Consider the following 20,265-nt stretch of genomic DNA (forward strand, 5'->3'; position numbering starts at 1 on the left):
GCTGCCCTCCGCTATGGCTCCGGGCGTTCGGTGTTCGAAAAGCCAAATCGTTGGCTTTTCGCCAGCCTGCGGCTGGACACGCCTCACCCCTGCGACGGCCTGAACCTTGCCACCAGCGTGTGGCTCTCGGCTGCGTAGGTAAAGCGTACATGGGTGACCGGATGTTCGGCGCTCCATGTCCGCCGCTCGACCACCAGGCAAGGCGCACCGGTTTCTATGTCGAGTGCCGCGGCGATATGCCTGTCGGCTGCGACAGCGCGAATCCGGTGCTCGGCTTCGCTCCACGGCACGCGGCCGATCAGCCATGGCCCTGGTGCGATGGCCACGAATTCCTCGTCCGCTGCCTCGGGCACGGCGGTGAGGTTGATCAGCCGCTGTTCATGCGCGAACGGCCGCTCGCCGGCGAAATGCCCGCATTCCAGCGCCAGAACCGGTCCGGCCAAGCCCAATTCCAGCGAGGCGCGGTCCCCGGCGCTGCTGCGCCTTTTGTGTCGCATCACGCGCTCGTAGCGATAGGGCAGACCGAGCGCTTCGACCTCGATGCGGATATCGTGGATTTCCAGCACCGCCGCTTGCGACTGCGGCCGGCGCACAAAGCTGCCTGAGCGGCGGCGGCGTTCGATCAGCCCGGCCTTGGCAAGCTGTGACAGCGCCTTGTTCACCGTCATGCGCGAGCAATTGTATTGCACGCTCAATTCGTGCTCGAACGGGATGCGATGGCCGGGCGCCCAGGCCCCGGACGTGATCTTCTCGCTAATGTCGGTCAGGATGCGCTGGTGCAGCGAGCCGCCACCTTCCGCTACCACTGTGTCGGCCATGCTCATGCCGAAAGCGCCGTCATCACGCTGCGAAACCGCCCGGCGATGGCCTCTCGCTTCACATGCCTGCCGCCGCTGACCTGTTTGAGCCCATGCACCCAGACGCAGTCGACCTTGCTGCCATTGGCGAAGATCCAGGCGTCGAGAATTGCGTCGCCGGTCTTGCCAGCCAGCGAGGGATTTTTGGGATCGAGCGAGACGAGATCGGCCGAGGCGCCGGCGGCGATCGCGGAAGCACCGGCGCCAAGCGCGACGCTGCCACCGTCGAGTGCGGCGTCGAACAGCGCGCGGCCAGTCGAGCCGCCGGCGACCGCCAGCACATTACGGGCGCGGCGGGCGAGGCGCTGCGAATATTCGAGCTGGCGCAACTCGTCCGGGAGGCCGATGAGCACGTTGGAATCGGAGCCGACCCCGAAGCGGCCGCCATGGTCTCTGAACAGTGGCGCTGCAAAAGTGCCGTCGCCGAGATTGGCCTCGGTGATCGGGCAAAGGCCGGCGATGGCGCCACTCCTGGCCATGGCAACGGTTTCAGCATCGGTCATGTGCGTGGTGTGGATCAGGCACCAGCGCTTGTCGACCTTGGCATGCCCAAGCAGAAATTCGACCGGCCGCGCGCCCGACCAGGCAAGGCAATCCTCGACCTCTTTCACCTGCTCGGCAATGTGGATGTGGATAGGCCCATCCGGTGCTATGGCAGTCACCTCAATCAGTTCTTCCGGTGTCGCGGCGCGCAAACTGTGCGGAGCGACGCCGACGACAGCCTGATTCAGTGCACGAACCGATTCGCGGCATTTCTCAACAAGCCGCGAGAACCGATTCACATCGTTGATGAATCGCCGCTGGCCTTCGTTTGGCACGGCACCGCCGAAAGACGAGTGCGCATAAAACACCGGCAACAGCGTCAGGCCGATGCCCGTCTCGCCGGCCGCGGCCGCAATGCGTTCGGCCATCTCGGCGAGGTTGGCATAGGGTTTTCCATCGCGGTCGTGATGCAGATAGTGAAATTCGCCGACGCGGGAAAAACCGGCCTCCAGCAACTCGACATAGAGCTGCGCTGCAACCGCCTCGACCTGATTGGGCGTCATCGACAGGGCGAAGCGGTACATCACCTCTCGCCAGCTCCAGAAACTGTCGGCGGAGGGGCCGCGAAGCTCGGCAAGGCCGGCCATGCCGCGCTGGAAGGCGTGGCTGTGCAAATTGGGCATGCCGGGCAACAGGATCGCGTGGCGTTCGTCGTCGGCTGTCGCAGCGGCACCAGGCTGAACGGCTGTAATGCGCCCCTCGGCCAGGGTGATCCGCACATTATCGCGCCAGCCATTGGGAAGGAGCGCCTGTTCCGCAAAGATCGCTGCCACTTTTCTCTCCGGTTCTCTGTCTCTCATGCGATGATGGCACTTGCAGTGCGTTTCGATATGTATATACATAATCGTCATCGATTGAAACGGAAAAGATGATGGCTGGACAGAGCAAAAGCCGGGCAGGGGATCTTCGTCTGTGGCGCAATGCGCGGCTCGCGACCATGGCCGAAGGGTCTGCCGGACTTGGCATCGTCGAACACGGCGCGGTCGCTTCGCGTGACGGCCGCATTGTCTATGCCGGCCCCGAGTCGGAGCTGCCCCCAACACTTGCCCAGGGCGTCGAGACGATCGATTGCGAGGGCCGCTGGATCACACCCGGCCTGATCGACTGCCACACCCATCTGGTCCATGCCGGCAACCGCGCCAACGAATTCGAGATGCGGCTGGCCGGCTCCACCTATGAAGAGGTCGCCCGGGCCGGCGGCGGCATTGTCTCCTCGGTCAAGTCGCTGCGCGCCGCCAGCGAAGACGAACTGGTCACTCAATCGCTGCCGCGCCTCGATGCGCTGATCGCCGAAGGCGTGACCACCGTCGAGATCAAGTCCGGCTATGGCCTCGACCTCGAAAACGAGAAGAAGTCGCTGCGTGCCGCCCGCCAACTGGGCGAGCAACGGCCGGTGACGATCCGCACGACCTTCCTCGGCGCTCACGCGCTGCCGCCGGAAGCCAAGGGCGACAAGGACGCTTTTATCGATCTGGTCGCCAATGAGATTCTTCCTTCGGTTGCCGCCGAGGGGCTGGCCGATGCCGTCGACGGTTTCTGCGAGGGCATCGCCTTTTCGCCGGAACAGATGGCGCGCGTCTTCGATGCGGCCAAAGCGGCCGGCCTGCCGGTCAAGCTCCATGCCGACCAGCTGTCCAACCTGCATGGCGCCGAACTCGCCGCCCGCTACGGCGCTCTGTCGGCCGACCATCTCGAATACACCGATGATGCAGGTGCAGCGGCGATGGCCAAGGCCGGAACCGTGGCGACGATCCTGCCCGGCGCCTACTATTTCATCCGCGAAACCAAGAAGCCGCCGATCAGCCTGTTTCGCCAGCACGGCGTCAAGATGGCTGTCGCCACCGACAACAACCCCGGCACCTCGCCGCTGACCTCGCTGCTTCTGACCATGAACATGGCCGCGACCCTGTTCGGCCTGACCGTCGATGAATGTCTTGCCGGCGTCACCCGCGAGGCGGCCCGCGCGCTTGGTTTGCTGGAAGAAACCGGCACGCTTGAGGTCGGAAAGTCCGCCGACCTGGCGATCTGGGACATCGAGCGCCCCGCCGAACTCGTCTACCGCATGGGCTTCAACCCGCTGCATGCCCGCATTTGGAGAGGACAATGACCGAACTGACCCTGAAGCCCGGCAATGCGACGCTGGCGGACTGGCGCGCCATCTATCGTGGCGCCGTGCCCAAGCTGGACAACGCCTGCCGGCCAAAGATCAAGGCGAGCGCCGAGGCCGTCGCCAGGATCGTCGCCAAGGGCGAACCGGTCTATGGCATCAACACCGGTTTTGGCAAACTGGCCAGCGTCCGCATCCCGGCCGAGGATCTCGAGACCTTGCAGCGCAACATCGTTCTGTCGCACGCCGCCGGCGTCGGCGAGCCGATGCCTGTTGCTGTCTGCAGGCTGATGATGGCGCTGAAACTCGCCAGCCTGGCGCAGGGCGCGTCCGGCGTGAGGCCGCAAACCATCGAATTGCTGGAAGCAATGCTGGCCAACGACGTCATCCCGGTGGTGCCGGCGCAGGGTTCGGTCGGCGCCTCCGGGGACCTTGCCCCGCTGTCGCACATGACCGCGGTGATGATCGGCGTCGGCGAATGTTTTACCCCGCATGGCCGTTTCCCGGCCAAGGTCGCCTTCGTCTCACATGGACTGGAGCCGGTGACACTGGGCGCCAAGGAAGGCCTGGCGCTGCTCAACGGCACCCAGTTTTCGACCGCCTATGCGCTGGCCGCCTTGTTCGAGGCCGAAGTGCTCTATCAATCGGCGCTGGTCGCTGGTGCCCTATCGACCGACGCGGCAAAAGGTTCTGACGCCCCCTTCGATCCGCGCATCCATGTGCTGAGAAAGCATCCCGGCCAGATCGAGACGGCCGACGCCCTGCGCAATCTGATGGCCGGCAGCGCCATCCGTGAATCGCATCGGGTTGGCGACGAACGCGTGCAGGATCCCTATTGCCTGCGCTGCCAGCCGCAGGTCATGGGCGCCGCACTCACCGTGCTGCGCCAGGCGGCCGACACGCTGGGCACCGAAGCCAATGGCGTCACCGACAATCCGCTGATCTTCGCCGAGGACGACACCGCGCTTTCCGGCGGCAATTTCCACGCCGAGCCGGTGGCCTTCGCCGCCGACATGATCGCGCTCGCGGTCTGCGAGATCGGTTCGCTGTCGGAACGCCGCATCGCCATGCTTGTCGATCCGGCACTTTCGGGCATGCCGGCCTTCTTGACGCCGAAGCCCGGTCTGAACTCCGGCTTCATGATCCCGCAGGTGACGGCGGCGGCTCTCGTCTCGGAAAACAAGCAGAAAGCCTATCCGGCCAGCGTCGATTCGATCCCCACATCGGCCAACCAGGAAGACCATGTTTCGATGGCCGCGCACGGTGCGCGCCGGCTGATCGGCATGGTCGAGAATGCAACGGCAGTGATCGGCATCGAATTGCTGGCCGCCGCGCAAGGCTGCGACTTCCATGCGCCGCTGGCGTCGAGCGATGCCTTGGAAGCGGTGCGCAAGCTGGTCCGGGCCGAGGTGCCGCATCTCGACAATGACCGGCATTTCCATCCCGACATGGAAAAGGCCATCGCCATGGTGCGCAGCGGCGCGACCATCAAGGCCGCCGGCGCGATAACGCTGCCGTCGATTTCTGGAGCGGCATGATGGCAGGCACGCCCTGGCTCACCGTCACGCCCGGCATGGCCCCGTTGTTGGTGTCGATCCCGCACACCGGTATCGATCTCGCCGGCCTCGAGAACCGGCTGATGTCGCCCTGGCTCGGTCGCCGCGATTGCGACTGGTGGATCGACAAGCTCTATGATTTCGCCGGCAGCCTGGGGGCAACTGTCGTGCACACGGCGATCTCGCGCACCGTCATCGACGTCAACCGCGATCCCTCCGGCGCCTCGCTTTACCCCGGTCAGGCGACGACCGGCCTCTGCCCGACCGAAACCTTCGATGGCGATCCGCTCTACCGCGAGGGCGAAGAACCGGGGCCGTCGGAGATCGACGAACGTCGCGAGAAATTCTTCGTGCCCTACCATGCCGCCTTGCAGGTCGAGATCGACCGGTTGCGTGGCTTGCACGAAAAGATCGTGCTCTATGACTGCCACTCGATCCGTTCAGTGCTGCCGCGCCTCTTCGAAGGCACGCTGCCGGTTTTCAATCTCGGCACCAATGACGGTAGGAGCGCCGATCCGACGCTGCAGGCGATGGTCGGCCAGATCATGGCCGAAACCGGTGGAACCTCTGTCATCAATGGCCGCTTCAAAGGCGGCTGGATCACACGCCATTTCGGCCAGCCGCAACAAGGTGTGCATGCGCTGCAGATGGAACTCTCCAACCGCGGCTATATGCGCGAGCCCGATGGCAAGGGCACGCCGGACAATTGGCCGGTGCCCTATGACGCCGAGTTCGCAGCACCGATCCGCGCCACCCTGCGGAAAATCCTCGAGACCGCGACATCCTGGGCGCGCGTCTGACATCAGGTCCTTTATGGAGTGACGCCATGAACAATCCTCGCCACAACATCCGCGAAGTCCGCAGCCCGCGCGGCACCGAAATCAGCGCGCGCTCCTGGCTGACGGAAGCGCCGCTGCGCATGCTGATGAACAACCTCGACCCGGATGTTGCAGAAAATCCCAACGAGCTGGTCGTCTATGGCGGCATCGGCCGGGCGGCGCGCACCTGGAACGACTTTGACCGCATCGTCGCCTCCTTGAGGACACTGGCCGATGACGAGACTTTGCTGGTCCAGTCCGGCAAGCCGGTCGGCGTGTTCCGCACCCATCCCGACGCGCCGCGCGTGCTGATCGCCAATTCCAATTTGGTGCCGCACTGGGCGAATTGGGAAAAGTTCAACGAGCTCGATAAGAAGGGCTTGATGATGTACGGCCAGATGACGGCCGGCTCGTGGATCTACATCGGCACGCAAGGCATCGTGCAGGGCACCTACGAGACCTTCGTCGAGGCCGGCCGCCAGCACTATGGCGGCAATCTCCGGGGCAAATGGATCCTGACCGGCGGTCTCGGCGGCATGGGTGGCGCCCAGCCGCTCGCCGCCGTCATGGCCGGCGCCTGTTGTCTCGCCATCGAATGCAATCCGGACTCGATCGATTTTCGCCTGCGCACCCGCTACGTCGACGAGCGCGCCGACACGCTCGACGAGGCGCTGGAAAAGATCGAACGCTGGACCAAGGCCGGGGAGGCGAAGTCGGTCGGCCTGCTTGGCAATACGGCCGACATCGTGCCGGAGATGTTCAGGCGTGGCATTCGCCCCGATATGGTCACGGACCAGACCTCGGCGCATGATCCCATCAACGGCTACCTGCCGAAGGGCTGGACGATGGCCGAGTGGCGCGAGAAGCGCGTCAGCGACCCCAAGGAAGTCGAGAAGGCAGCCCGCGCCTCCATGCGCGAACATGTCGAGGCGATGGTGGCGTTCTGGAACGCCGGCGTGCCGACGCTCGACTACGGCAACAACATCCGCCAGGTGGCCAAGGAGGAGGGGTTCGAGAACGCCTTTGCCTTCCCCGGCTTCGTGCCCGCCTATATCCGTCCGCTGTTCTGCCGCGGCATCGGCCCCTTTCGATGGGCGGCCCTGTCGGGCGATCCGGAGGATATCTACAAGACCGACGCCAAGGTGCGCGAACTGACGCCCGGCAACACCCATCTGCACAACTGGCTCGACATGGCGCGTGAGCGCATTGCCTTCCAGGGTCTGCCAGCGCGCATCTGCTGGGTTGGCCTCGGCGACCGGCATCGGCTCGGGCTCGCCTTCAACGAAATGGTGGCCAAGGGCGAGTTGAAGGCGCCTGTCGTCATCGGTCGCGATCACCTCGATTCCGGCTCGGTCGCTTCGCCGAACCGCGAAACGGAATCGATGAAGGACGGCTCGGACGCGGTATCCGACTGGCCGCTGCTAAACGCATTGCTCAACACGGCGTCCGGCGCCACCTGGGTGTCGCTGCACCATGGCGGCGGCGTCGGCATGGGTTTCTCGCAGCACGCCGGCATGGTGATCGTCGCCGACGGCACGCGCGAAGCCGCCAGGCGCCTGGAGCGGGTGTTGTGGAACGACCCGGCGACCGGTGTCATGCGCCACGCCGATGCCGGCTACGAGATCGCCGTCGAATGCGCCAAGGAGCACCAGCTCAATTTGCCCGGCATTCTCGGCTGATTGGTTGAGCCGATGCGTGTTCTGCGGGCAGCCGAATACCGGTCGATGCCGTGGAAGAACGGCGGCGGCGTGACGACGGAAATCGCCGTCTCGCCCACTGGTGCCGGGCTCGACGATTTCGACTGGCGCGTCTCGATGGCGCGCGTCGAATTGAGCGGTCCTTTCTCGCAATTTGCCGGGATCGATCGCACCCTTGCCGTGCTCGAAGGCGAGGGCATCGTCCTCGAGATTGCCGGCCACCCGCCGACATCCATAAACAGGACGACTGCCCTGTTTTCTTTCCCTGCCGACGTGCGGACCTCGGCCGCGCTGATCGGCGGACCGATCACTGATCTCAATGTCATGACCCGCCGAAGCCGGATGACGCATTCGGTCGAACGCCTGGTGATTTCGGCCCCCGTGGAAATCCGGACTGAAGCCGGCACAACGCTCATCCTGTGCTTGAACGGCGACGTCAGCGTGCCCGCCGCTGAACCGGTTCGCCTCGGGCCGCTCGACACGCTGCGGTCCGGTCCGGTCAGCACCGGCCTGCTTGTCCAGCCCGCCCATGAGGCAACGCTGTTCGTGATCCGGATCTGCGCCGTCGCCGGCAACGATTAACGCTTGTTTCCAAACATGATCGCGGTACCGGCGAAATATAGCGTAAGCTGCTGGCGGCATCACGAAAAAGCCTGAATCCTCTCCGCCGATCTGGCTTGGCGGGGAAGTAGGGTGCTTGTCTTTGAGTCTTGCTGAGAGATGACGCCCTGTCGCGGTGCGGAAACAAACTTTCGCCAAGTGGGGTTTATGCAACCAATTGCATTTGAACCGGTTTTAGGGCCATTGCCGTGGCGGTGACGCCGCGCAGTGCCCGCTTACGGAATTTTCAATGAATATTCAGACGAATCCTGCCCAAATCGAGAAGACAAGCGCAAGCTTCCCGGCCATTACCGAAGAGCCGATCCGTTCCAATTACCTGCCCGAAGAGCGCCTTCGGCTGCTTGGCGAAAGCCTGGCAAAAGGCGACCTCACGGACCTGTTCGGCCTGACGCCCTTTGATTTTCAGGCCCGTATCCGGGATAGCGCCAAGAAGATCCTGGAAGTCTACCGGTCGACCAATGCTGCGCAGGCGAGGGGCGAGACGATCACGCCGGCGGCACAATGGCTGCTCGACAACAATTACCTGGTCGAAGAGACCATTTTCCAGGTCAAGCGCGACCTGCCGCGCCGGTTCTATCGTCAGTTGCCGACGCTGAAACTGCCTGACAACGGCACTGTGCCGCGCGCGCTGGCGCTGGCCTGGACCTATGTGGCGCATTCGGACAGTTCCGTTTCGGCGACGATGTTCAAGTCCATCGTCCAGGGTTTCCAGTCGGTCGAGCCGCTGAAGATCGGCGAACTCTGGGCGCTGCCTTCGCTGTTGCGCTTCGTCCTGATCGAAAATCTCCGCCGGCTGGCCGTCAGGGTCAATCGCACCCGCCAGATGCGCCAGATCGCCAACGATGTGGCCGACAAGGTCCTGGCCACCGACGACAGCGCCGACCGGCAGGCGATCCTGTCCAACTTCAGCGCCCACGCGCAGGACACCACCTTCGCCACCCAGCTGCTCTATCGGTTGCGCGATGGATCGCAGAATGCCGGCAAGGCTCTGGAATGGCTGGAAGGCGAGCTTGAAAAGACCGGCTCCGATGCCGAGGAAATCATCATTTCCGAACATCACACGCTGTCCAGCGGCAATGTGACAACGGGCAACATCATCCGCGGCCTGCGCCTCATCAACGACGTCGACTGGACGGTGTGGTTCGAAGGCGTCAGCCGCATCGACACCGTGCTGCGCGAGCGCACCGATTTCGCCGCGCTCGACTTTTTTTCGCGCGATCAGTACCGGACCGCGATCGAGGAATTGGCGCGCCGCTCGAACCTTTCGGAATATCGCGTTGCCGAGAAGGCCATCGAGCTGGCCGGCCACGCTGCTAGTGATGGCGATGGCGACGTCGTTTTAACCGGGTCCGCCCACACCGATGTCGGCTTCTTTCTCGTCGGCCCACGCCGGCTAGAGCTGGAGAAGGCGATCGGCTACCGGCCCACCATCAGCCAGACGGTCAAGCGTGCCTTCCGCAAGACCGGGTGGCTCGGCATCGTCGTACCCGTGTTTGCGCTGACGGCCCTGCTTCTCGTCCTCTCCGGCAACGCGCTTGCCAATCTCGGCCTGTCGGTGCCCTCGATCGTCCTCATGCTGGCGCTTTTTGCCGTGCCGGCCAGCGAGGGCGCGCTCGCCTTCTTCAACACGGTCGTATCGCTGTTCCTGAAACCGACGCGCCTCGTCGGCTACGATTACCGACACGGCGTGCCGCCCGAGGCGCGCACGTTGGTGGTGGTGCCGTCGCTGATCGGCTCGCGCGACGATGTCGAGGAAAACATCCGCAACATCGAGGTGCATCATCTCGCCAACACGGCCGATGAAATCCATTTCGCGCTGCTGTCGGACTGGCCAGACTCGAAGACCGAGATCGATGCGGCGGACACCGAAATCCTCGAATTCGCCCGTACCGAAATCGCCCGTCTCAACGCCCGCTATCCCTCCGAAGGCGCGCCGCGTTTCTACATCCTGCACCGGCGCCGGCTCTTCAACGCGGCGCAAGGGGCCTGGATGGGCTGGGAGCGCAAGCGCGGCAAGCTGCACGAGCTCGATCTTCTGCTGCGCGGCGACAGCGACACCACGTTCCTGCCGCTCGACGTGCCGCTGCCGGAGAACGTCGTCCATGTGATGACGCTCGATGCCGACACGCGCACCACCCGTGACGCGGTCGCCACCCTCGTGGGCAAGCTCTGCCACCCGCTCAACCGGCCGCATTTCGATGCCAGCAAGCGCGTCGTCACGGCCGGCTATGCGATCCTGCAGCCGCGCATCACCGCGTCGCTGACATCAGGCGACGATGCGTCGTTCTTCCAGCGGGTGTTTTCGGCAAATCGCGGCCTCGACCCTTATGTCTTTGCCGTGTCCGATCTCTATCAGGACGTCTTCGGCGACGGGTCCTTCACCGGCAAGGGCCTCTATCATGTCGACGCCTTCGAGGCCGCGCTGCAGGGCCGCATCGAGGAAAACACCATCCTCAGCCACGATCTGCTGGAAGGCGCGCTCGCGCGCGCGGCGCTGGTCACCGACGTCGAACTGGTCGAGGACTATCCGACCCGATATTCGGTCGACGCCTCGCGCCACCATCGCTGGGCGCGCGGCGACTGGCAGCTGCTCGGCTTCATGCTCGATCCGCGCTCCGGCGTGCCGGCGCTGTCGCGCTGGAAGATGATCGACAATCTGCGCCGCTCGCTGACGCCGATCTTCTGGGTGATGGCGGCGATCGCCGGCTGGACGCTGCTGCCCTTCACGCAGGCCGCGCAATGGCAGGCCCTGCTGATCCTCAGCCTGTTCATGGCGCCGACATTCGACATCGTCAACGCCATCCTGCCCAAGAGCGGCGACCAGACGCCGCGCGGCCATTTCTCGGCCCTGGCGCGCGACGTCGCTTTCGGCACCGCTATGGTGGCGCTGAAAATCGTGCTGATGGCGCACAACGCCTGGATGATGGGCGATGCCATCGTGCGTACCCTCTACCGGCTGTTCGTCAGCCGCCAGAACCTTTTGGAATGGCGCACCGCCTCGCAGGCGCATAAGGCGGGCGACAACGATGTCGGGTCGTATTACGGCATGATGTATGGCGCCGTGATCATCGGCTTCGTCGGCCTTGCCATTCCGGTGCTGGCCGATTCGACCGGCGCCTTCGTCGCCTTCTTCTTCGCCCTGTTCTGGATTGGCTCGCCGGCCATCGCCAGCTGGATCAGCCGTTCGGCTGAAACCGAGGATCGGCTGCGCATATCGCAGGCCGACATCCACACGTTGCGCACGGTGGCGCGGCGCACGTGGCACTATTTCGAAAGCTTCGTGACGGCAGAACACCACCATCTGCCGCCCGATAATTTCCAGGAAAGCCCGGCGCCGGTGGTGGCGCCACGCACCTCGCCGACCAATATCGGCGTCTACCTGCTGTCCGTCGTCTCCGCCCGCGACTTCGGCTGGATCAGCCTGTCCGACGCCATCACCCGCATCGACGCCACCATGGCGACGATCGAGGGCATGCCGCGTGAGCGCGGTCACCTCTTCAACTGGTACGACACGACGACACTGAAGCCGCTCTATCCGCTTTACATCTCGGCTGTCGACAGCGGCAATCTCGCTGGCCATCTGGTGGCGGTGGCGGCGGCCTGCGCCGAATGGGCCGAAGCGCCCTCCGTCCATCTCCAGGGCGATTTCGAAGGCATTCTCGACACGGTCACCATCCTCAGCGAAAGCCTCGATGATTTGCCCGACGACCGCCGTCAGTTGCGCCCGCTGCGCCAGCGTCTCGCGGACCGTCTCGACGGCATGCGGCGCGCTGTCGACACCATCAAGGCGCAGCCCGAAATGGCGTCGATCCGCACCATCAACCTGGCTGTGCTGGCCGGCGAGATCCGCAAATTGGCCACCGCCATCCATACCGAGGCCGTGTCGCCCCAGAGCGACGTCATCGTCGACTGGGCGGCAAGGCTGGAAGCCACCTGCGAAGCGCACGTCCATGACGCGCACAGCGACGACAATGCCGTCGAGGCGCTGCGTGCCAAGCTGCTCACCTTGCGCGAGCGCACGCGCCGCTACGCCTTCGAGATGGATTTCTCCTTCCTGATGCGGCCGGAGCGCAAGCTGTTGTCGATCGGTTACCGGGTCGAGGAGCACCAGCTCGACGAAAGCTGCTACGACCTTCTGGCTTCCGAAGCGCGGCTGACCAGCCTGTTCGCCATCGCCAAGGGCGACCTGCCGACCGAGCACTGGTTCCGGCTTGGCCGGCCGATCGTCGAAATCGGTTTCCAGGGCGCCCTGATGTCCTGGTCCGGCTCGATGTTCGAATACCTGATGCCGCCGCTGGTGATGAAGGAGCCGCAGGGCTCGATCCTCAACCAGACCAGCAAGCTGATCATCAAGCGCCAGATCCAGTACGGCCGCCAGAAGAACGTGCCGTGGGGCATTTCGGAGGCCGCCTACAATGCGCGCGACCGCGAACTGACCTACCAATACACAAATTTCGGCGTTCCAGGTCTCGGGCTGAAGCGCGGCCTTGGCCAGAACACGGTGATCGCGCCTTACGCCACCATACTCGCGGCCCAGTTCAACCCGCGTGAAGCCGTGCTGAATCTCGCCCGATTGCGGGAGATCGGGGCGCTCGGCCGCCACGGTTACTACGATGCCGTCGACTTCACGCCGCAGCGCGTGCCGGAAGGCACGGATCACGTCGTCGTCCAGAACTACATGGCCCACCATTCGGGCATGTCGATCGCGGCGGTTGCCGACGCCATCTTCGAAGGTCGCATGCGCGACCGCTTTCACAGCGACCCGGTCATCGAATCGGCCGAACTCTTGCTGCAGGAGAGGGCGCCGCGCGACATCCCGACCGCGACCGTCAGGACCGAGGCCGACGAACGCTCCAAGGACGAGACCGAAGTCGACAGCCCCGACACCCGCATCGTGCTCAATCCGCTGCAGTCGCTGCGGTCGACCAACGTCATGTCGAACGGCCGCTATTCGGTGATGGTCACCGCGACCGGCTCGGGCTACAGCCGCTGGGGCGATCTCTCCGTCACACGCTGGCAACCGGATCCGACCGAGGACCGGCTCGGCTCCTACATCTTCCTGCGTGACGCAGGCTCAGGTGACTGGTGGTCGGCTACAGCCGAACCGAAGCGCGCCGCCGAGGAAAAGGCGCAGACCTTGTTCTCCGACGACAAGGCGAGCTTCGTCAAATCGGTGGGCACGTTGCGCTCCGAGGTCGAATGCATCGTCATCTCGGAAGGCAATGGCGAGGGCCGTCGGGTCACGCTCTACAATGACGGTCCGTCCGACCGTCACATCGAAGTGACCTCCTTTGCCGAACTGGTGCTCGGCCTGGAGGCGTCCGACAACGCGCATCCGGCCTTCTCGAAGATGTTCGTGGAAACCGAAATCTCTGCGAACAACGCGGCGATCTTCGCCACGCGGCGCAAGCGCGAGACCAGCGAGCCCGATATCGCCATGGTGCATTTCGTCACCGATCCGTCCGGATCGGCGCGCGATGCCGAGGCCGAGACCGACAGGCGCGCCTTCATCGGCCGTGGCCGTACCATCGTCGACGCAGCCGCTTTCGACCCGGGCGCCAGGCTGGGCGGCCATTCAGGCTTTACGCTCGATCCCGTCGCGTCGCTCCGCCGCCAGGTGCGCGTGCCGGCCAACAAGAAGATATCGCTGACCTTCTGGACCGTCGTCGGCGCTGGCCGCACCGAGCTGGACGAAGCCATCGCCCGCCTCGACCATCCGGAGAGCTTTGCCCGCCAGGCCATGCTTGCCTGGACGCGCAGCCAGGTGCAGACCCGCCATATGGGCCTCAGCCTGACCGATGCCGCCAATGTGCAGAAGCTGGCGCGCTACCTGATCTATCCGGATCCGTTCCTGCGTCTTCCCGCTGAATCCATCGCCACGGGGCTGGGCAAGCAGTCGAGCCTGTGGCCGACAAGCATTTCCGGCGATTTCCCGATCTTCCTGGTCAGGATCGGCGATGTCGCCGATCTCGAAATCGTTGCCCAGGCGCTGCGTTTCCAGGAATATATGCGCACCCGCGGCATGATGATCGACTTCGTCGTCGTCAACGAGCAGGCGTCCTCCTATGTCCAGGACCTGCAACGGGCGGTCGAGACGCTGTGCGAAAACAGCCGCCTGCGCGGCAAGGAGCTCGGACCGCGCCAGCACATTTTCGCGGTGCGCCGCGACCTCATGGACGAGACCACCTACAAGACGCTGCTCGCTGTCGCCCGGGTGGTCCTGCACACGCGCAATGGCACCATCTTCGACCAGATCGAGCGCGCCGAGGCGGCGGCTCTGCAGGCGCGGGACGCTCTGGCAGCATTGCCGATTCCGCGTGAATTGCCGTCGCCGACACCCACGACGCATGCTCCTGCCTCGCAGGCGGTGGCAAATGTCAGCGCCGATGGCAGCGGGCTCAGCCAGTGGAACGGCTTTGGCGGTTTCGACGGCGACGGGCGGCACTATGTCGTGCGCCTGGCCGGCCGGCGCACGACGCCGCAGCCGTGGATCAACGTCGTCTCCAACGCCTCGTTCGGCTTCCATACCTCGGCCGAGGGCGCCGCCTTCACCTGGAGCCGAAACAGCCGCGACTACCAGTTGACGCCGTGGTCGAATGATCCGGTCTCGAACCGGCCGGGCGAGGGCTTCTATATCTACGATCAGGCGAGCGGCAAGGCATTCTCGCCGCTCGCCGCCATGGTGCGCGATCCCTCGATGACCTACGAGGCCTGGCATGGCCAGGGTTTCTCGACCTTCCGCTCGAAGCGCGGACCATTGTCGATGGATCTCACCCATGTCGTCGATCCGGTCGATCCGCTGAAGATCTCACGGCTGCGCATCCAGAATTCCGGCTCGGTGCCGGCGCGGCTGCGTGTCTATGCCTATGCCGAATGGGTGCTCGGCGGGCACCGGTCGCGCACGGCGGCAACCATCGTCCCGTCGCGGGATGCCGCCAGCGGCGCGCTGCTGGCACAAAACCCCTACGGGCTGGATTTCGGCGAGCGCGTTGCTTTCCTCGCGGCCGACGGTGGCGTCCATTCGGTGACAACAGACCGATCGGAGTTCCTGGGCCGGCATGGTTCCAGCGAGCTACCCCAGGCGGTGCTGAGTGGTGCGGCGCTGTCTGGCCGTGTCGAGGCTGGTGACGATCCGTGCGCGGCGATTGCCCGCGATGTCGAGATTCCGGCTGGCGGCGACGTGACGCTGCTCTGGCTGCTCGGCGACGCCGAGTCCGCCGAGGAGGCTAGCGCGCTGGTGCAAGAGCACCGGGTCAAGGATTTCGACCAGCGGCTGGCCGACAATGAGCGCGAATGGCGCGGCTTTCTCGACACCATCCAGGTCGAGACGCCTGACAAGGCGCTCGACGCCATGGTCAATCACTGGCTGCCCTATCAGAGCCTGGCCTGCCGCATCCGTGCCCGCTCCGCCTTCTATCAGGCCAGCGGTGCCTTCGGCTTCCGCGACCAGTTGCAGGATACGCTGGCGCTGCTGGCGCATGACCCGCAACTGGCGCGCGACCAAATCCTCAACGCGGCGCGGCGGCAGTTCCCCGAAGGCGACGTGCAGCACTGGTGGCTGCCGCGCACGGGTGCTGGCGTGCGTACGTTGATCTCCGACGACGTGGTCTGGCTTGCCCACGCCACGGCGCGCTATTTGCTGGTCACCGGCGATGCCACCATCCTGAAGGAGCAATTGGCCTTCATCGATGGACAGCCGCTGGGCGAGGGCGAGCACGATGCCTTCTTCACCCCGGAAATCTCGAAGAAGACAGCGTCGCTCTACGACCATTGCGCGCGTGCGCTCGATCTCGCCATCAAGCGCAGCAGCCCCGCGGGCCTGCCGCTGATCCTCGGCGGCGACTGGAACGACGGCATGAACCGCGTTGGCGAGCAGGGCAAGGGCGAGAGCGTCTGGCTCGGCTGGTTCCTGCTGAAGACGCTGGGCGACTTCGCCCCCGTCGCCAAGGCCGAGGGCGACGCCAAGCGAGCACAGGCCTGGGCAAAGCATGCCGATGTTCTGAAGCGGGCGCTTGAGAGCACCGCATGGGACGGCGAATGGTACCGGCGCGGCAGTTTCGACGACGGCACCCCTTTGGGGTCTCGCAACTCGCAGGAGTGCAAGATCGACTCGATCGCCCAGTCCTGGAGCGTGCTTTCGGGAGAGGGCGATCCGGCACGGTCGACGACCGCGATGGAGCAAGCAACGAAGCTGCTCGTCGACGACAAGCTGAAGATCGTCAAGCTGTTCACGCCGCCCTTCGCAAGGACGGAAAAGGACCCGGGTTACATCAAGAGCTATCCGCCCGGCGTGCGCGAGAATGGCGGCCAGTACACCCACGCCGCCACATGGTTCGTCATCGCGCTTGCCGAGATGGGACAGGTCGACGAGGCCTATCGCTGTTTCTCGATGCTGAACCCCGTCAACCATGCGACCGACGAGGCCACGGCCGAGCACTATCGTGTCGAGCCCTATGTCGTGGCGGCCGATATCTATGCCGGCGACGACAATGCAGGCAACGGCAAGGGCGGCCGTGGCGGTTGGACCTGGTACACCGGCTCTGCCGGCTGGCTCTACAGGGCTGCGGTCGAAGGCATTCTGGGCATCGAACGGCGTGGCAAGCGTGTCCAGTTCAAGCCGAAGCTGCCGAGCCACTGGGACGGTTACTCGGCAAATCTCAAAATGCTGGGAGCGGAACTCAGGGTTCGCGTCATCCGCGACAATAAGGCCAAGGCCGTGTCGCTGGAGGTGAATGGGGCAAAGACCAAGGTTTCGGCAGTCGAACTGAAGGACGGCGAAGTTGCCGAGGTGGTCATCCGGATCCCGGCTTAATGCAATGTTGCTCAAAAACTATGCGCTCGGGCCTGGGATCCGGGGCGCGACTTTTGCCGCCACGGCGGGATGAGAGGCCGTCCCGCCTGGCGTTGCCGCCTGCCGATTGAAGGACATGCCACCGAGGAGTGCATGAAATCAAAGGCTTGAGGCATCCGACAGGGGCGCCACGAGCAGTGAGAGTTTGGCCTCCCTTCACCTGGAAGGGCGCCCTGCAGCTTTGTTTCGCTCTATACTTCGCAAAAGGCGATTTCGGCCTTAGTCATCCGCCCGACATTGTTGCTGATTAAAATTGTGGCAGCACGTGCCAACTGCCATGATTTCGCCGCATGCCTGACATTTTACCTGTCTTCTCAAACCGTTAGGTGATCACGGCAGATTTCGGAACGTCGCCATCTTTTGTTCGCTCTAAGGGAACTGAAGGGGTACACGGCCATTGTTTTGCGACGTATCAACCGGTACGAATAAAATGATGCAGTGCACAATAAACAGCGTGGCGGAGTAACTGGGGTGACCCTTCTGCAAATCTACTGGCGAGCTCTCGGTTATCTGGCCGCAGACAGGAAACGCGTTGCGTTGATCTGTTCGGCCAACGTGGCTCTCGCCATCGTAGCGCTTCTCGAGCCGATTATGTTCGGTCGCGTCATCGGCGCCATCTCCGAGCGTGGCTCTGTCTTCACCACGCTGGTCATGTGGGCCGGTCTCGGCGCCTTCAACATCGTTGCTTTCGTCATGGTGGCGCGCGGCGCTGACCGCTTCGCCCATGCTCGGCGCAGCGAAGTGCTGTGCCAGTCCTTCGAGCGTGTGATCACCATGCCGCTCGCCTGGCACCATCAGCACGGCACCTCCAATGCGCTGCACACGATGCTGCGCGCCGTCGAAACCCTGTTCAGCCTTTGGCTCGAATTCATGCGCCAGCATCTGTCCACGGCTGTCGCCCTCGTGCTGCTGGTTCCGACCGCGATCAGCATGGACCTGCGCATGTCGCTGGTGCTGCTTGGCCTCGGGCTGCTTTATGTCGGCATCGGCCGGATGGTCATGCGCCGCACCAAGGCGGGCCAGGCTGCGGTCGAGCGTCACTACCACAAGGTGTTCGCGCATGTGACCGACTCGGTCAGCAACGTTGCGGTGCTGCAGAGCTACAATCGCCTCGGCCACGAGGCCGATACGCTGCGCCGCTACGTCAAGAACCTGCTCGACGCGCAGAACCCCGTGCTCGACTGGTGGGCGCTGGCCAATGCCTTGCACCGTCTGTCATCGGCAATCTCGATGCTGATCGTGTTGTCGATCGGCTCCTATCTTGTGACTCGTGGTCAGTTGGGTGTCGGCGACGTCATTGCCTTCACCGGTTTTGCCACGATGTTGATCGCTCGCCTCGACCAGATGTCGGCTTTCGCCAACCAGATTTCCGAGGCCCGTGCCAAGCTCGAGGATTTCTACCATCTCGAGGACTCCGCGGCTGATGCCGCCGAGCCGGACGGCCTACGCGATCTTGCCAACGTTACCGGCCATGTCCGCTTCGAGAATGTCGGCTTCGAATTTGCCAATTCCGGCCAAGGCATCGACGACGTGTCCTTCGAGGTGCAGGCGGGCCAGACCGTCGCCATTGTGGGCCCGACGGGCGCCGGCAAGACCACGCTCATCAACCTGCTGCAGCGTGTCTTCTCGCCGTCCCATGGCCGTATCCTGATCGACGGCATCGACACCCGTACCGTGACCCGCAAGTCGGTGCGCCATTCGATCGCCACCGTGTTCCAGGATGCCGGGCTGCTCAACCGCTCGATCGAGGACAACATCCGTGTTGGCCGCGCCGATGCAAGCAATGACGAGATTCATGCCGCCGCCAATGCGGCTGCCGCACAGGACTTCATCCTGTCCAAGAGCAATGGCTACGACACGGTGGTTGGCGAACGTGGCGGCCAGCTGTCGGGCGGCGAACGTCAGCGCATCGCCATTGCCCGCGCCGTGTTGAAGGACGCACCGATCCTGGTGCTCGACGAGGCGACCAGCGCGCTCGACGTCGAGACCGAGGACCGCGTCAAGGAAGCGATCGACGAACTGCGCCGCGACCGCACCACCTTCATCATCGCCCACCGCCTGACCACCGTTCGCGACGCCGATCTGGTCGTGTTCATGGACAAGGGCAGGGTGGTCGAGATGGGCGGCTTCACCGAGCTGTCGCTGCGCAATGGCCGCTTTGCCAGCCTGTTGCGCGCCGGCGGCCTGCTCAACGACGAGGAAGTCCGCCGCCTCAGCCGCACCGTACAGCAACAGCAGGAAGCAGCCGCCTGAGCTTCTTTCTCCGACCTCCCCTTGTGGGAGGTCGGACCATAGGTCCAGGTGAGAGTACAGGCACGGCCGCCCCAATTGCGTCTGCGACACCACGCTCGATTGCCCCGAACGCCGCGGCGGTTTATGTAGAAACGCATGAGCGACACGACTTCACGCCTGACCGGCTGGATGGATCTCGCCAACCCGACGCGCTTCGTCGGGCTGGCGGACAAGGTCGTGCCGTGGCTGGCCACGATCGCCACACTCATCCTCGCCGTCGGGCTCTATATGAGCTTCGCCGCGCCTGAGGATTTCCAGCAGGGCATAACCGTCCGCATCATGTACATCCACGTGCCTTTCGCCTGGCTGGCCATGATGTGCTACACGCTGATGGCGGTCTCGGCGCTGGGCACGCTTGTCTGGCGGCACCCGCTGGCAGATGTCGCGCTGAAATCCGCAGCCCCCATCGGCGCCGTCTTCACCGCGCTGGCGCTGATCACCGGTTCGATCTGGGGTAAGCCGATGTGGGGCACCTGGTGGGTCTGGGATGCGCGTCTGACCTCGGTCTTCGTGCTGTTCCTGATGTATCTCGGCATCATCGCGCTGACCCGCGCACTCGACGACGCAAGCCGCGCCGCCTGGGCCGCCGCCATCATCACGCTGGTCGGCTTCATCAACATCCCGATCATCAAATTCTCGGTCGACTGGTGGAACACGCTGCATCAGCCGGCCTCGGTGTTCCGCATGGGCGGCTCGACCATCGATCCCAGCCTGCTATGGCCGCTACTGGTGATGGCGCTCGGCTTCACCGTGCTGTTCTTCGCGCTGCACCTGATGGCGATGCGCACCGAAATCCGCCGCCGCCGGGTGATTGCCACGCGCAGGGTTGCGGCACGGCAGGCCGAGCGGTCCGCCAACTGACGCGCGTCGACTGTAATTTTCGCTTTCGCCAACGTCTATCTCTGAGCAGTGAGTGGGGCGCT

General features: G+C 64.3%; 10 protein-coding genes. 8 read left to right on the forward strand and 2 right to left on the reverse strand.

From position 1 onward, the window contains the following. Positions 1–83 precede the first annotated feature (83 nt). Positions 84–824 (reverse strand): histidine utilization transcriptional repressor HutC, encoded by a 741-nt coding sequence (gene hutC / locus NKI66_RS22680; RefSeq protein ID WP_352611667.1) that lies wholly within the window; start codon positions 822–824, stop codon positions 84–86. After that, on the reverse strand, positions 821–2,173 hold the full coding sequence (locus tag NKI66_RS22685; protein WP_352753033.1) for a formimidoylglutamate deiminase: 1,353 nt from the start codon (positions 2,171–2,173) through the stop codon (positions 821–823). Before NKI66_RS22685 ends, hutC begins: the two co-directional genes overlap by 4 nt. Positions 2,174–2,271: 98 nt before the next feature. Here NKI66_RS22685 and hutI point away from each other — a divergent pair, with 98 nt between their 5' ends. From hutI to NKI66_RS22725, 8 genes are all read left to right on the forward strand, one after another. After that, positions 2,272–3,507 carry an imidazolonepropionase gene (hutI, locus tag NKI66_RS22690; RefSeq protein WP_352611669.1) on the forward strand — a complete coding sequence of 412 codons (1,236 nt, stop codon included), beginning with the start codon at positions 2,272–2,274 and terminating at the stop codon, positions 3,505–3,507. Further along, positions 3,504–5,045 carry a histidine ammonia-lyase gene (gene hutH, locus NKI66_RS22695; RefSeq protein WP_352553968.1) on the forward strand — a complete coding sequence of 514 codons (1,542 nt, stop codon included), beginning with the start codon at positions 3,504–3,506 and terminating at the stop codon, positions 5,043–5,045. Before hutI ends, hutH begins: the two co-directional genes overlap by 4 nt. After that, a complete protein-coding gene (gene hutG, locus NKI66_RS22700; RefSeq protein WP_352753035.1) occupies positions 5,045–5,863 on the forward strand; it encodes an N-formylglutamate deformylase in 819 nt (272 codons plus the stop codon). The genes hutH and hutG overlap by 1 nt, the downstream gene beginning before the upstream one ends. Positions 5,864–5,889: 26 nt before the next feature. Continuing rightward, a complete protein-coding gene (hutU, locus tag NKI66_RS22705) occupies positions 5,890–7,560 on the forward strand; it encodes a urocanate hydratase (RefSeq protein ID WP_128305092.1) in 1,671 nt (556 codons plus the stop codon). A 12-nt stretch (positions 7,561–7,572) separates the two neighbouring features. After that, positions 7,573–8,160, forward strand: a complete 588-nt coding sequence (locus NKI66_RS22710; protein WP_352678533.1) for a HutD/Ves family protein — start codon at positions 7,573–7,575, stop codon at positions 8,158–8,160. A 268-nt stretch (positions 8,161–8,428) separates the two neighbouring features. Further along, on the forward strand, positions 8,429–17,011 hold the full coding sequence (locus tag NKI66_RS22715; protein ID WP_352753039.1) for a glycoside hydrolase family 94 protein: 8,583 nt from the start codon (positions 8,429–8,431) through the stop codon (positions 17,009–17,011). Positions 17,012–17,521: 510 nt separating this feature from the next. Continuing rightward, the gene (locus NKI66_RS22720) at positions 17,522–19,303 is read left to right on the forward strand and encodes a glucan ABC transporter ATP-binding protein/ permease (RefSeq protein WP_352442518.1); all 1,782 of its coding nucleotides are present in this window, start codon (positions 17,522–17,524) and stop codon (positions 19,301–19,303) included. 135 nt (positions 19,304–19,438) lie between these two features. Continuing rightward, positions 19,439–20,203, forward strand: a complete 765-nt coding sequence (locus tag NKI66_RS22725) for a heme ABC transporter permease (RefSeq protein WP_023810180.1) — start codon at positions 19,439–19,441, stop codon at positions 20,201–20,203. Positions 20,204–20,265: the final 62 nt, after the last annotated feature.

It is taken from the genome of Mesorhizobium sp. M0518 (assembly GCF_040321125.1).
In the GTDB taxonomy this organism is placed as follows: Bacteria; Pseudomonadota; Alphaproteobacteria; order Rhizobiales; family Rhizobiaceae; genus Mesorhizobium.